This window comes from Pseudomonas sp. GW821-FHT11D10 (genome assembly GCF_058808435.1).
Genome location: NZ_JBXARR010000001.1, coordinates 250,436 through 264,578 on the forward strand (window position 1 = coordinate 250,436; position 14,143 = coordinate 264,578).

Genomic DNA, 14,143 nt, shown 5'->3' on the forward strand with positions numbered 1-14,143 from the left:
ATTTTTATGGCGGCTACTTTACACGCAAGACAGGGGTGAAACCGAGGGAAATTGCGGGTTGTGGCGGGGGGGCGTCCTCCATGACGCGGATGCAGCTTAGTGGCTGTGCGATTGATTCTCAAGTGCTAATTGGCATTACTTTGCCCCAATGTGGCCGGGGTCCGCTTGCCAAGCAATATTCTTTTGATATTATCCGCGCCATCGAATTTGCGGCACCCAAAGACTTCATTAGCCTGAAGCCACAAGCCAGAAAACTGGCAAAAAAAAGACCCGGCAAAAAGCCGGGTCAAAAACCGTGATTAGCCTGATGAGGAGATAGTCCAGAAGACCGACCTAAGGTCTCTGGTCCATCGACTGATCTCGCGACCAGCTGCTTGCAATAATAATCATTATCATTTGCAAGTCAAATGTTTTTATCTGCGCGATTGGAAAATTCTTTCCCGTCCGTTCGAACTCCCGTTTTCAGCGAACCGCGCCATCGAGCGAGTGATCGACCATCGCCCGCGCCATGTCCACCATGTGCACGACCGAAAACGCCAGATCCCGACTCACGCCCTGCAAGCCGTCCGCCGCCTTGAACGCCGTAGCCGCTGCACATCGCAGCAGATCGGAGGCGTGAACCAGGGATTCTTCGCCACTCAGGTTGCTGTTCACACCGAAAAAGCGCTCGTCCACTTCCGGTTCTGACACAGCTGGTTTCAAGTAATAGTCCAACGCCCGTTGCGCAGCGGCGCACCCTTGCGGGGACGTGAAGGTGGTGTCCATTTGCAGGTCGGGCAAGTCTTTGCTGGTGATATTCATGGTGAAAGGTCACTCCTTGGTCGATTCAAATCCGTGACTCAAGCATAGTACTATCAGTATTTGTGACCAGAATTAAAATACTACAATATGTGTTTTGCCGGCCGCAGGCGTCCACGTATGGTGCCGCACATGGATAAATGGATTGAGTTGGTCAAGGCCAAAATGAGTGAGCTCAACGTCACTCAAGTCGAGCTCGGCGAGCGCGTCGGCATGTCTCAGGGCGGTATCGGCCATTGGCTGAACAAGCGCCGCGAGCCCGGCATCACGCAGATGAACCGCGTGCTGAAAGCGCTGGGCATGGAGTTTCTCGAGGTCGCGGTGGTGATTCGTGAACCGCAGATTGATGCGGACGACGAAATGCCCCTGGCGCAGAAGTACAACCCTTACTTTCGCTACCCGGTCAGCGAGTGGAATGCGCCGGTCGAGGCCCGTGAGAGTCAGCCAGCGTATTCGAGTGCCAAGGACAAACGACGTTTCGAACTGACGGACTACCACGCCCGTGGCCCTGCGTTCTGGCTCACGGTGATGGGGAATGCGATGACCGCGCCTACCGGGCAAAGCATCGGCGAGGGGATGATGATTCTGGTGGACCCGGCGTTGGAAGCCGAGCCCGGAAAACTGGTGATCGCCCAGTGGCCGGACAGCGACGAGGCGATTTTCCGCAAACTGATCGAAGAGGGCGGCCAGCGTTACCTGGTGCCGCTCAATCCGACCTGGCCGAAAGCATTGTTGACCGACGAGTGCCGAATTATCGGTGTCGTGGTTCAGGCAACGGCCAAATACTAGTCAGATCGATCCTCGCCAGGCGTAGGATCGATCCACCTTTCACGCTTCTTCCAGTTCGACCAGCGCGCTGCCTTCGCTGACCATTTCGCCTTCCTGGCAATACAGCGCCTTGATCACGCCGGCGTGGGGTGCGCGGATGCTGTGCTCCATCTTCATCGCTTCCAGCACCACCAATTGCGCGCCGGCCTCAACCGATTGCCCGGCCTCCACCAGCACCCGCACGATGCTGCCGTTCATCGGCGCCGTCAGACCGCCCTGATGGCTGTGACTGGCTTCGACAGCGCTGATCGGGTCGTACGTTTTAACGCGTCGCAGCTCGCCGTCCCATTGCAGAAACAGAACCTCACCACGACGAATCGCCCGCAGCTGTCGGCGCAGCCCGTCGTGCTCGACCACCAGTTGTTCGCCGACCAGTTTTGCATTGCCGCCAGCACCGAGCGTCAACGCCCGATCCTGCCCCTCGCAACTCAAATGCAGAGTGATTTCCCGTGGCAACCCAGCGCGCAAACCGCTGTGAAGCGCCCAAGGCGAAGCCGGATCATCCGCCCGAACCATCCCCGGCAAACTCTGCGCAAAAGCCTGCGCCGCCGCATCCCAGAACTCATCACTTAGCGCAGCAGGCGCTGGCAACAGTTGCTCCTGATAGCGCGGAATGAACCCGGTATCCAGCTCTGCCGCCGCAAACGCCGGATGACCAATGATCCGTCGCAGGAAGTTGATGTTGGTCTTCAACCCGCCAATCGCAAACTCATCGAGCATGCTCAGCAGCCGCAACCGCGCCTGCTCACGATCCTCGCCCCAGGCAATCAGCTTGCCGAGCATCGGGTCATAAAACGGCGAAATCTCATCGCCTTCCTCAACGCCGCTGTCCACACGGCGCCCCGGTCCTGCGGCGGATTCGCGGTACAGATCCAGACGCCCGGTCGCTGGCAGGAAATCATTCGATGGATCTTCTGCGTACAACCGCACCTCAATCGCATGCCCGTTCAGCGGCACTTGATCCTGAGTGATCGGCAGCGCTTCGCCACGTGCAACACGAATCTGCCAGGCAACCAGATCAAGGCCAGTAATGGCCTCGGTGACCGGGTGCTCGACCTGCAATCGCGTGTTCATCTCCATGAAGAAAAACTCGCCGCGCGCATCCAGCAGAAACTCCACCGTGCCAGCACCGACGTAACCGATGGCCTGCGCCGAACGCACAGCCGCTTCACCCATCGCCCGACGCAGCTCCGGGCTCAGCCCCGGTGCCGGCGCCTCTTCGACGACCTTCTGGTGCCGACGCTGGATCGAGCAGTCGCGCTCGTTCAGGTACAGGCAATTGCCGTGCTGGTCGGCAAACACCTGGATTTCCACGTGGCGCGGCTTCAGCAGGTATTTCTCCACCAGCATCCGCGAATCGCCGAACGACGACTGCGCTTCACGCTGGGCGGAGGCCAACGCTTCAGCCAATTGGCTGACGTCTTCAACGACCTTCATGCCCTTGCCACCACCGCCAGCGGTGGCCTTGAGCAGCACCGGATAGCCGATGCGCTCGCAAGCATCGCGGAAAGTGTCCAGATCCTGAGCTTCGCCGTGATAACCCGGCACCAGCGGCACGCCGGCAGTTTCCATCAAGGCTTTGGCGGCAGATTTGCTGCCCATCGCGTCGATGGCCGAGGCGGGCGGGCCGAGAAAGATCAGGCCGGCCGCTTCAATGGCGCGAGCAAAACCAGCGTTCTCCGAAAGAAAACCATACCCCGGATGAATCGCCTGAGCGCCGCTGGCCTTGGCCGCCGCGATCAGTTTGTCGATTTGCAGATAACTGTCGGCCGCTTTGCTACCGCCCAGATCGACGCGGATATCCGCTTCACGGCTGTGCCGCGCTTCGCGGTCGGTGGCGCTGTGCACGGCCACGGTGGTCAGGCCTAGGGCCTTGGCGGTACGCATGACCCGGCAAGCGATTTCGCCACGGTTGGCCACCAGCAGGGTGGTGAGAACAGGTGCGCTCATCAACGCGGCTCCTTGGTGGTGGTTGCGGCTTGCCAGCTTGGTGGGCGTTTCTGCAAAAAGGCCCGCAGACCTTCCTGGCCTTCCGGGCTGACACGGATGCGGGCGATGGCGTTTTCGGTGTAGCGGCGCAGGGCCGGGGTCAATGCGCCGTTGCCGACTTCACGCAGCAGATCCTTGCTGGCGCGCATGGCGGCGGGGCTGTTGAGCAGCAGGTTGTCGATCCATTGCTCGACTTTCTGCTCAAGCTCGGTCGCTGGATAGCTCTCGGACAACAAACCGATTTCCCGCGCCCGCTGCCCGCCGAAACGTTCGGCCGTCAGCGCATAACGCCGCGCCGCGCGCTCGCCGATGGCTTGCACCACAAACGGACTGATCACCGCCGGCGCCAGGCCAATGCGCACTTCCGACAGACAGAACTGCGCGTCATCGGCGCCAATCGCCATGTCGCAGCAACTGATCAGACCCAGCGCGCCGCCGAACGCCGCGCCTTGCACCACGGCCACGGTCGGGATCTTCAGCTTGGCGAGGTTGTACATCAGCTCCGCCAGTTCCCGGGCGTCGTCGAGGTTGGTGTGGTAATCGAGTTCGGCCGATTGTTGCATCCAGGCCAGATCCGCGCCGGCGCTGAAGTGTTTGCCGCGTCCGCGCACCAGCAGGAAACGCAGGCTGGCGTCGCTGGCGACCTTGTCCAGCGCCAGGATCAGCTCGCGGATCATCTCGGCGTTGAACGCATTGTTCTTTTCTTCGCGGCTCAGCCACAGGGTTGCGAAACCCCGTGGGTCGCTGTGCAATTCGAGGGTGTTGAAGTCGCTCATGAGGTTCTCCCGATCACATCCGGAACACGCCGAAGCGGCTCGGTTCGATAGGCGCGTTCAACGACGCGGACAAGGCCAGGGCCAGCACATCGCGGGTCTGCGCCGGGTCGATGATACCGTCGTCCCACAGCCGTGCGCTGGAGTAGTAGGGATGACCCTGCTCTTCGTACTGGTCGAGAATCGGTTGCTTGATCTCGCTTTCCTGCTCGGCACTGAAGGCCTGGCCGCTGCGTTCGGCCTGCTCGCGCTTGACCTGAACCAGCACGCCGGCCGCCTGTTCGGCGCCCATCACGCCGATCCGCGCGTTCGGCCACATCCACAGGAAACGCGGATCGTAGGCCCGCCCGCACATGCCGTAGTTACCGGCACCGAAGCTGCCGCCGATGATCACGGTGAATTTCGGCACCTTGGCGCACGCCACGGCGGTCACCAGTTTCGCGCCGTGCTTGGCGATGCCGCCGGCCTCGTATTTCTGGCCGACCATGAAGCCGGTGATGTTCTGCAGGAACAACAGCGGGATGCCGCGCTGACAGGCGAGTTCGATGAAGTGCGCGCCTTTTTGCGCGGCTTCGGCGAACAGGATCCCGTTGTTGGCGAGGATCGCGATCGGGTAGCCGTGCAGATGGGCGAAACCGCACACCAGCGTCGTGCCGAACAAGGCTTTGAATTCATCGAACACCGAACCGTCGACCAGTCGCGCAATCACTTCGCGCACATCGAACGGCTGCTTGGCGTCCGCCGACACTACACCGTACAACTCGTCGCTGGCGTACAGCGGCGCAATCGGTGCGCGCTGCTGCACGTCGCCGAGCTTGCGCCAGTTGAGGTTGGCAACACTGCGGCGGGCGAGGGCGAGGGCGTGTTCGTCGCTTTCGGCGTAGTGGTCGGCGACCCCGGAAATCTTGCAATGCACATCGGCCCCGCCGAGGTCTTCGGCGCTGACCACTTCACCGGTCGCAGCTTTCACCAAGGGCGGGCCGGCGAGGAAAATCGTCGCCTGATTGCGCACCATGATCGCTTCGTCAGCCATCGCCGGCACGTAAGCGCCGCCTGCGGTGCACGAGCCCATGACCACGGCAATCTGCGGAATGCCCATGGCGCTCATGTTGGCCTGGTTGAAGAAGATCCGCCCGAAGTGCTCGCGATCGGGAAACACTTCGTCCTGACGCGGCAGGTTGGCGCCGCCCGAGTCCACCAGATAAATGCACGGCAGACGGTTTTGCTGGGCGATGGTCTGGGCACGCAGGTGTTTCTTCACGGTCAGCGGGTAGTACGAGCCACCTTTCACGGTCGCGTCGTTGGCGACGATCATGCACTCGACACCTTCCACGCGGCCGATCCCGGCAATCACGCCAGCGGCCGGCACGTCTTCGCCATACACGGCGTGAGCGGCCAACTGACTGATTTCCAGAAACGGCGAACCCGGATCGAGCAAGCGGTTGATCCGCTCACGGGGCAGCAGTTTGCCGCGAGAGGTGTGACGTTCCTGAGCTTTCGCGCCGCCGCCCTGAGCCACTTGGGCGAGCAGGGTGTGCAGGGCGTCGACCTGTTCGAGCATCGCTGCGCTGTTGGCGGCGAACTCCGCTGAACGAGGGTTGAGCTGGGTATGCAGGATAGCCATGGACAGCTCCGTTTAGCGGGTTTCGTTGAACAGTTCGCGACCGATCAGCATGCGACGGATCTCACTGGTGCCGGCGCCGATTTCGTACAGCTTGGCGTCACGCAGCAGACGACCGGCCGGGAATTCATTGATGTAGCCGTTGCCGCCGAGAATCTGGATCGCATCCAGAGCCATTTGCGTGGCGCGTTCGGCGGTGTAGAGGATCACGCCGGCGGCGTCCTTGCGCGTGGTTTCGTTGCGCTCGCAGGCCTGGGCCACGGCGTAGAGGTAGGCGCGGCTGGCGTTGAGCTGGGTGTACATATCGGCGACCTTGCCCTGGATCAGCTGGAATTCGCCGATGCTCTGGCCGAACTGCTTGCGGTCATGGATGTACGGCACGATCAGATCCATGCACGACTGCATGATCCCGGTCGGGCCACCGGACAGCACGACGCGCTCGTAGTCGAGACCGCTCATCAGCACTTTCACGCCGCCGTTGAGCACGCCGAGGATGTTTTCTTCCGGCACTTCGACGTCATCGAAGAACAGTTCGCAAGTGTTGGAGCCGCGCATGCCGAGCTTGTCGAACTTGTTGCTGCGGCTGAAGCCTTTCCAGTCACGCTCGACGATGAATGCGGTGATGCCGTGGGGGCCTTTTTCCAGGTCGGTCTTGGCGTAGATCACGTAGGTGTTGGCGTCGGGGCCGTTGGTGATCCAGGTCTTGCTGCCGTTGAGGACATAGCGGTCGCCGCGTTTTTCGGCGCGCAGTTTCATCGAGACCACGTCGGAGCCGGCGTTCGGCTCGCTCATTGCCAGAGCGCCGACGTGTTCGCCGCTGATCAGCTTCGGCAGGTATTTGGATTTCTGCTCGTGATTGCCGTTGCGGTTGATCTGGTTGACGCAGAGATTGGAGTGGGCGCCGTAGGACAACGCCACGGAAGCCGAGCCACGGCTGATTTCTTCCATCGCCACGACGTGCGCCAGGTAACCCAGGCCAGCACCGCCGTACTCTTCCGGCACGGTGATCCCGAGCAGGCCCATGTCACCGAACTTGCGCCACAGATCGGCCGGGAACAGGTTGTCGCTGTCGATCTGCGCGGCACGCGGGGCGACTTCTTTGGCAACAAAGGACTGAACCTGATCGCGCAGCATGTCGATGGTTTCGCCGAGGGCAAAGTTCAGGGATGGGTAGCTCATGGGTCACCTTTTGGCTTTTTTGTAGGGTGGGGAGAAGGGCGTTTCAGTTCTCACCTTTACGTTAACGTAAGCCTGTGACGAATGGCTGTCAATCACCCTTTACGTTAACGTCAACTTGAGCGAGAGTAGAGCCAGTTCTGAATGGTCGGAGCTCATATGGCTCCGGTCCAACACCCACTAATAAAGACAATAGGGGTCGTCATGGATCAACCCAGTGCAAACCCGCAGCGCAGCTATACCCGCGGTTCCCAGAGCAAAGCCTTGCTGGCGATGACCATCGGGCAGAAGTTCGACGAGACCGTCGCGCAGTACCCGGACGGCGAGGCGCTGGTGGTGCGTCATCAGCAACTGCGCTATAGCTGGCGGCAACTGGCCGATGCGGTGGATGTTCACGCCAGAGCCCTGCTGGCGTTGGGTTTGCAGGCCGGTGATCGTCTCGGCATCTGGGCACCGAACTGCGCGCAGTGGTGCATCACTCAGTTTGCCACCGCGAAGCTCGGCGTGATCCTGGTCAACATCAACCCGGCCTACCGCAGCTCTGAACTCGAATACGTACTCAAGCAATCCAGTTGTCAGTGGCTGGTCTGCGCCGGGGCGTTCAAGAGCTCCAACTATCACGGCATGTTGCAAGGCTTGCTGCCGGAACTGGCCGAGCAATCCATCGGCGAACTGCGCAGCGAGCGCCTGCCGGAGCTGCGCGGGTTGATCAGCCTTGATCCCCAGCCGCCTTCGGGTTTTCTCCCGTGGTCGCAACTGGCAGATCTGGCCGCCAGCGTCTCTCCAGAACAATTGCGTGAACACAGCGACAGCCTGCACTTCGATCAGCCCGTCAACATCCAGTACACCTCCGGCACCACCGGTTTTCCCAAGGGCGCGACCCTCAGTCACTACAACATCCTCAACAACGGTTACATGGTCGGCGAAAGCCTCGGGCTGACCGCTGTCGATCGCCTGGTGATCCCGGTGCCGCTGTACCACTGCTTCGGCATGGTCATGGGCAACCTGGGCTGCATTACCCACGGCAGCACCATGATTTATCCCAACGATGCCTTCGATCCGCTGCTGACCCTGAGCACCGTGGCCGAAGAAAAAGCCACCGCGCTGTACGGCGTGCCGACCATGTTCATCGCCATGCTCGATCAGCCGCAGCGCGCCGAGTTCGACCTGTCGACCCTGCGCACCGGGATCATGGCCGGCGCCACCTGCCCAATCGAGGTGATGCGCCGGGTCATCAGCGAAATGCATATGAGCGAAGTGCAGATCGCCTACGGCATGACCGAAACCAGCCCCGTGTCCCTGCAGACCGGGCCATCCGACGAACTGGAACTGCGCGTGACCACCGTCGGCCGCACCCAGCCACAGCTCGAAAGCAAGATCATCGACGAGGCCGGCAATCCAGTGCCACGCGGCACCATCGGCGAGCTGTGCACCCGTGGCTACAGCGTGATGCTCGGCTACTGGAACAACCCGAATGCCACCGCCGAAGCCATCGACGCGGCAGGCTGGATGCACACCGGCGACCTGGCGAGCATGAACGACGAGGGTTACGTGTGCATCGCCGGGCGTAACAAGGACATGATCATCCGTGGCGGCGAGAACATTTACCCGCGTGAACTGGAAGAGTTCTTCTTCACCCACCCGGCGGTGGCGGACGTGCAGGTGATCGGCATTCCCTGCTCGCGTTACGGTGAGGAAATCGTTGCCTGGATCAAATTCCATCCCGGCCACAGCGCCACTGAACAAGAGCTGCAAGCGTGGTGCAAGGAGCGCATCGCCCACTTCAAGACGCCGCGTTACTTCAAGTTTGTGGAGGAGTTTCCGATGACGGTGACGGGCAAGATCCAGAAATTCCGAATGCGCGAGATCAGTATCGAGGAGTTGCGCAGTAACGAGGGCTGAGGAAGAGATCTGTGGGGGCTTGGCTCCCACGATTTCAACTTTATATATCGTTCAGAGCCTTCGAAGCCAGGGCGCGGACCCTGGCTTCGAAAGCGGCGCTTATTGCTTTACTTCTACATTTTCCAACGCCTGATTCACCGCCAACTCACCCAACATCACCACCTGCGCAATGCCCAACAGCGCCGTCGTGGAGTTTTCTTGAATCGGGAAGTTCGTAGGGGGACACCGGATTCTAACGGTGGAATGACGGTCTTGGACATCAAACGATGGGTGGCGGCCATACGCGGGTTGGTAGACCGGCTGCAATAGGAACCCGGCGCTCACGAATGAGCCCCACGCATGACCACCATAAGACAGAGCCCCAAAAAAGGGACTGCATACGGTGTTGCCATACTGCTATTACAGACGGGCTACCAAACCCGATCACTGTTTTTCAGTGACAGGGAAACGATATAGCCCACCCCATAGCCGCGTAAGCCGGCGGATTCTGGCGTACGCGTAGGCAACGACGCAAGGTGTTGTAGCCCTTATGGCGTAACGGTTCGTGTACTTTAAACGCGCATGCGGCGTGGTGTTTACACACAGCGAAAGCCGAGAGCTCGCCGTGTTTTTGTTGGGATGATTTGTATGTGGGGGGCTGGATGTTGAGGCACAAGATCAATTGCCTCACTGAGATCTTGCCGAGTGAGCGCTTGTAGGAAGATCGAGAAGGGAGGGGATCTGTCGCGGACAATTTCAGAACGCCACACAGCACAAAGGGGAGCCGAAGCTCCCCTTTAATTTTGTCGTCGCGTGCTCTTTTTTATTATTGAGGGGCGGTCTGTTGTTGTTTTTGGCAACCGTGGCCCTTTACCGCTGTTTTTGGCGACCCCCATCCGGGGTCAAGAGCAAACGTATTTTTTTGAGCGCTGATCTGCTTTCTCGTCTAGCGATCCAACCGATTCGGGAGCTACCTGAAGGTAGTTTTATTGTTCTCTGCCCGGTTGCGGGTCATTCCGAGGAATACCCTGAAAAGCACACCTTCTCCAAAAAAATCTGTTAGCTGCGTCTCTGCCGTGTTGTTTTTGTTATGTCAGAGTCGGTACGTCTTATTTTTATTGGTTTGCTGCTTTTTATTCTTGTTATGCCATAGAGATAGCAGAAGCCGTGCCAACTTTTCAAAACCCTTGTAAATCAAGGGTTTGAGATTTTTGAAGGATTTTTCCTTCAGGCAGAACCAGACAATTTGTTTCCGTGTTACTCGCTTGTGCCCACGTTTCGCGCTCCGCGGTAACACCATCCCCTCACTGTGCGCTGCGAGCCTTGGCCACGCGCGAACCGGTCGGGCGTCCCAGCACGGCACTGATCTGTTGGCCGGCGGCAATCAAGGCGTCGAGGTCGATACCGGTCTCGATGCCCAGGCCGTTGAGCAGGTACACCACGTCTTCGGTGGCGACGTTACCGCTGGCGCCCTTGGCGTACGGGCAGCCGCCGAGGCCGGCGATCGAGCTGTCGAACACCGCGATGCCTTCCAGCAGGCTGGCGTAGATGTTGGCCATGGCCTGGCCATAGGTATCGTGGAAGTGGCCGGCGAGTTTCTCTCGAGGCACCTGTTTCGAGACCACTTCGAACAGTCGGCGGGTGGCGCCCGCAGTGCCGGTGCCGATGGTGTCACCCAGCGACACTTCGTAGCAGCCCATCGCGTACAGCTCGCGGGCCACCATCGCCACCTGTTCCGGGGCGACCTCGCCTTCATAAGGGCAACCTAGCACGCAGGACACGTAACCGCGCACGGTAACGCCGTGCTGTTTCGCCGATTCCATGATCGGCGCGAACCGCGCCAGGCTTTCGCTGATCGAGCAATTGATGTTGCGCTGCGAGAACGCTTCGGATGCCGCAGCAAACACCGCAACTTCCTTGACCCCGGCCGCCAGCGCATCTTCAAAACCGCGCAAGTTCGGCGCCAGTGCGCCATAGGTCACGCCGGGCTTGCGCTGGATCTGCGCGAACACATCGGCGGAACCAGCCATCTGCGGCACCCACTTGGGCGAGACGAAACTGCCGACTTCTATATAGCCAAGGCCGGCGGCGCTCAAGGCGTCGACCAGTTGCACCTTGTCGGCAACGCTGATGGGCTGGGCTTCGTTCTGCAGGCCGTCACGCGGGCCGACTTCGATCAGGCGTACTTGGGAGGGGAGGGACATGGCGTTGACCTGTTGTAATTGTCGGGAGGCTACTGCGCGACTTGCTGACTCTTGAGCGTCTGCTCCAGCGCCTGCACGCAGCGTTCTTCGGCGGTGTCGAGTTCCAGCTTCATCTGTTCGATGTCCAGCAGTTGCTGTTCAAGCTGTTCGCGGCGTTCGCTGATTTTCGCCAGCATGCTGTTGAGTTGTTTGGTGTTACCGCTGGAGGGGTCGTAGAGCTCGATCAGCTCGCGGCACTCGGCCAGGGAAAAACCGATGCGTTTGCCCCGCAGGATCAGCTTCAGGCTGACCTTGTCGCGCGGCGAATAGATGCGTTCCTGGCCTCGGCGCTCGGGGCTGAGCAGGCCTTGTTCTTCATAGAAGCGGATCGCCCGGGTGGTGATGTCCAGCTCGCGGGCGAGGTCGGAAATGCTGTAGGTCTGGCTGCTCATGAAAGCGCTCGAAGAAGGGTCTTGGCGCTAAGCTAATGGCAGGTTGACGTTTACGTCAAGTAGCGGGCGACTGCAGCTTGTCGAGCTTCTTCTCGTGCGCTGTCACTTGTTGGCACAACTCGATCATCTGCTCGCGCATCCAGCGGTTGGCCGGATCCTGGTCGGTGCTTTCGTGCCAGTACAAATGGGTTTCCACCGGGGGCACATCGTTGACCGGCAGATTGAACGCATGCAGGTCATGGCGACGGGCGAAACGCTCCGGCACGGTCATCACCATGTCGGTCTGCTGCAACACCTGGGACGCCATCAAGTAGTGCTGCGAGCGCAGGGCGATCTTGCGCTGGATGCCCATCTTGCCCAGCGCCAGATCGACATGGCCCAGACCACTGCGCCGGCTGGAAATATGAATGTGGGTCAGCGACAGGTAATCGTCGAGGGTGAATTTTTCCTTGGTCGCCAGCGGATGGCCCTTGCGCATCGCGCAGACGTAACGGTCTTCCATCAGCTTGACGTGGCGCACCTGCGGGTCGGTGTTGAGCGGCGCATCCACGGCAAAGTCGAGACGCCCGGCAGCCAGTTCCTTGGTGGTTTCCCGGCGTTTGGACAGGAAACTTTCGATGATCACCGTCGGCGCCAGACGACGCAGACGCTGGAACAGCGGCGGCAGAATCACCGCTTCGGTCAGGTCGGTCATGCTGATGCGATAGGTCTTCACCGCTTGCGAAGGGTTGAAAATGCGGCTTTCCTGAACCGACACCCGCAGCAGCGACAGCGCGTTGCGTACCGGGCCGATAATGTTCTGCGCCATGGGCGTCGGCACCATGCCCTGGGCCGTGCGTACGAAGAGCGGGTCGTTGAAGGTTTCGCGCAACCGCGCCAATGCGTTGGACACCGCTGGCTGGGTAATGCCGACAATCTGCCCGGCGCGGGTCAGGTTGGCTTCGGTGTAGATCGCGTCGAAGACGATGAAAAGGTTGAGGTCGACCTTGCTCAGATTCATTACGCGGCTCTCTTGTTATAGGTGAATGGCGCGGGTCAGGGCGGCCAGGAAAATCAACCAATCATATATCGGTGATGAATGTTTATACACGCCGAGAATAGGCTAGGTAAATTATCAACGCTGTTCTAGCATCGATTGCATGACTTAAACAACCTGCCGAAAAAAGGTAATTGCTCATGGATTTCGCTTATTCGCCCAAGGTGCAAGAACTGCGTGAGCGCGTGACCGCGTTCATGGACACTTACGTTTACCCGGCCGAAGCCGTGTTCGAACGGCAGGTTGCCGAGGGCGATCGCTGGCAGCCGACGGCTATCATGGAAGAGCTCAAGGCCAAGGCAAAAGCCGAAGGGCTGTGGAATTTGTTTCTGCCTGAGTCGGAACTCGGCGCCGGCCTGACCAACCTCGAATACGCGCCACTGGCGGAAATCATGGGCCGCTCGCTGCTCGGTCCCGAGCCGTTCAACTGCTCGGCACCGGACACCGGCAACATGGAAGTGCTGGTGCGTTACGCCAACGAAGAACAGAAACAGCGCTGGCTCGAACCGCTGCTGCGCGGCGAGATCCGCTCGGCGTTCGCCATGACCGAGCCGGACGTCGCGTCCTCCGACGCCACCAACATGGCTGCTCGTGCAGTGCGTGATGGCGATGAGTGGGTGATCAACGGCAAGAAATGGTGGACCTCCGGCGCCTGCGATCCGCGCTGCAAGATCCTGATCTTCATGGGCCTGAGCAACCCTGACGCCCCGCGTCACGCCCAGCACTCGATGATCCTGGTGCCGGTCGACACCCCTGGCGTAAAAATCGTCCGCCCGCTGCCGGTGTTCGGTTACGACGACGCACCGCACGGTCACGCCGAAGTGCTGTTCGATAACGTGCGAGTGCCGTACGAAAACGTCCTGCTCGGTGAAGGACGCGGCTTCGAAATTGCTCAAGGTCGTCTCGGCCCGGGCCGGATTCACCACTGCATGCGCTCGATCGGCATGGCCGAGCGCGCACTGGAACTGATGTGCAAACGCTCGGTGAGCCGTACTGCATTCGGCAAGCCGCTGGCGCGTTTGGGCGGTAACGTCGACAAGATCGCCGACTCGCGGATGGAGATCGACATGGCGCGCCTGCTGACCCTGAAAGCGGCGTACATGATGGACACCGTGGGTAACAAGGTCGCCAAAAGCGAGATCGCGCAGATCAAGGTCGTTGCACCGAACGTCGCGTTGCGGGTGATCGACCGGGCGATCCAGATTCATGGCGGGGCAGGGGTGTCGAACGATTTCCCGCTGGCCTACATGTACGCCATGCAACGCACCCTGCGCCTGGCCGACGGCCCGGACGAAGTGCACCGCGCGGCGATCGGCAAGTTCGAGATCGGCAAGTATGTGCCGAAGGAAATGCTGCGCAGCGAGCGCTGATCAGCATTAGCCGCCCTCTGATCGTTCCCACGCTCT

At 60.3% G+C, this 14,143-nt stretch carries 12 protein-coding genes and 1 pseudogene; 4 read left to right on the forward strand and 9 right to left on the reverse strand.

Features of this window, described 5'->3' with window-relative positions; genetic code table 11:
* Positions 1-80: 80 nt before the first annotated feature.
* Positions 81-299, forward strand: coding sequence for a hypothetical protein (locus tag AC1RT4_RS01220; protein ID WP_143492966.1), 219 nt, complete (start codon positions 81-83; stop codon positions 297-299).
* A gap of 163 nt (positions 300-462) precedes the next feature.
* Here the strand turns inward: AC1RT4_RS01220 and AC1RT4_RS01225 are convergent, their stop codons facing one another.
* Positions 463-801: a DUF6124 family protein gene (locus AC1RT4_RS01225; RefSeq protein ID WP_007951520.1), complete on the reverse strand. Its 339-nt coding sequence runs from the start codon at positions 799-801 to the stop codon at positions 463-465.
* A gap of 129 nt (positions 802-930) precedes the next feature.
* On the opposite strand from AC1RT4_RS01225, the gene AC1RT4_RS01230 reads away from it, so the two are divergent.
* Positions 931-1,587 (forward strand): LexA family protein, encoded by a 657-nt coding sequence (locus AC1RT4_RS01230; RefSeq protein ID WP_493083025.1) that lies wholly within the window; start codon positions 931-933, stop codon positions 1,585-1,587.
* 39 nt (positions 1,588-1,626) lie between these two features.
* Here AC1RT4_RS01230 and AC1RT4_RS01235 read toward each other — a convergent pair whose 3' ends face one another.
* The 4 genes from AC1RT4_RS01235 to AC1RT4_RS01250 are packed head-to-tail and all read right to left on the reverse strand — an operon-like array spanning position 1,627 to position 7,188.
* Positions 1,627-3,576, reverse strand: a complete 1,950-nt coding sequence (locus tag AC1RT4_RS01235) for an acetyl/propionyl/methylcrotonyl-CoA carboxylase subunit alpha (RefSeq protein WP_493083027.1) — start codon at positions 3,574-3,576, stop codon at positions 1,627-1,629.
* The gene (locus AC1RT4_RS01240) at positions 3,576-4,391 is read right to left on the reverse strand and encodes a gamma-carboxygeranoyl-CoA hydratase (RefSeq protein WP_085745947.1); all 816 of its coding nucleotides are present in this window, start codon (positions 4,389-4,391) and stop codon (positions 3,576-3,578) included. The genes AC1RT4_RS01235 and AC1RT4_RS01240 overlap by 1 nt, the downstream gene beginning before the upstream one ends.
* A gap of 13 nt (positions 4,392-4,404) precedes the next feature.
* Positions 4,405-6,012 (reverse strand): carboxyl transferase domain-containing protein, encoded by a 1,608-nt coding sequence (locus tag AC1RT4_RS01245; RefSeq protein ID WP_493083029.1) that lies wholly within the window; start codon positions 6,010-6,012, stop codon positions 4,405-4,407.
* Positions 6,013-6,024: 12 nt separating this feature from the next.
* Positions 6,025-7,188, reverse strand: coding sequence for an isovaleryl-CoA dehydrogenase (locus AC1RT4_RS01250; RefSeq protein ID WP_102621744.1), 1,164 nt, complete (start codon positions 7,186-7,188; stop codon positions 6,025-6,027).
* Between the two features lie 201 nt (positions 7,189-7,389).
* Here AC1RT4_RS01250 and AC1RT4_RS01255 point away from each other — a divergent pair, with 201 nt between their 5' ends.
* Positions 7,390-9,087, forward strand: a complete 1,698-nt coding sequence (locus AC1RT4_RS01255) for an AMP-binding protein (protein WP_493083031.1) — start codon at positions 7,390-7,392, stop codon at positions 9,085-9,087.
* Positions 9,088-9,186: 99 nt separating this feature from the next.
* Here the strand turns inward: AC1RT4_RS01255 and AC1RT4_RS01260 are convergent.
* The 4 genes and pseudogenes from AC1RT4_RS01260 to AC1RT4_RS01275 form a co-directional block, all read right to left on the reverse strand.
* Positions 9,187-9,270 (reverse strand): annotated as a pseudogene (locus tag AC1RT4_RS01260) (DUF6124 family protein); the annotation flags it as partial.
* Between the two features lie 1,100 nt (positions 9,271-10,370).
* A complete protein-coding gene (locus AC1RT4_RS01265; RefSeq protein WP_007951509.1) occupies positions 10,371-11,270 on the reverse strand; it encodes a hydroxymethylglutaryl-CoA lyase in 900 nt (299 codons plus the stop codon).
* A gap of 29 nt (positions 11,271-11,299) precedes the next feature.
* Entirely contained in the window at positions 11,300-11,701 is a 402-nt protein-coding gene (locus AC1RT4_RS01270) for a MerR family transcriptional regulator (RefSeq protein ID WP_007951507.1), read from the reverse strand.
* A gap of 55 nt (positions 11,702-11,756) precedes the next feature.
* The gene (locus AC1RT4_RS01275; protein WP_493083033.1) at positions 11,757-12,701 is read right to left on the reverse strand and encodes a LysR family transcriptional regulator; all 945 of its coding nucleotides are present in this window, start codon (positions 12,699-12,701) and stop codon (positions 11,757-11,759) included.
* Between the two features lie 176 nt (positions 12,702-12,877).
* Between AC1RT4_RS01275 and AC1RT4_RS01280 the strand changes: the two genes are divergently transcribed.
* Positions 12,878-14,107 carry an acyl-CoA dehydrogenase gene (locus AC1RT4_RS01280; RefSeq protein WP_041075051.1) on the forward strand — a complete coding sequence of 410 codons (1,230 nt, stop codon included), beginning with the start codon at positions 12,878-12,880 and terminating at the stop codon, positions 14,105-14,107.
* The last annotated feature ends 36 nt before the right edge of the window (positions 14,108-14,143 follow it).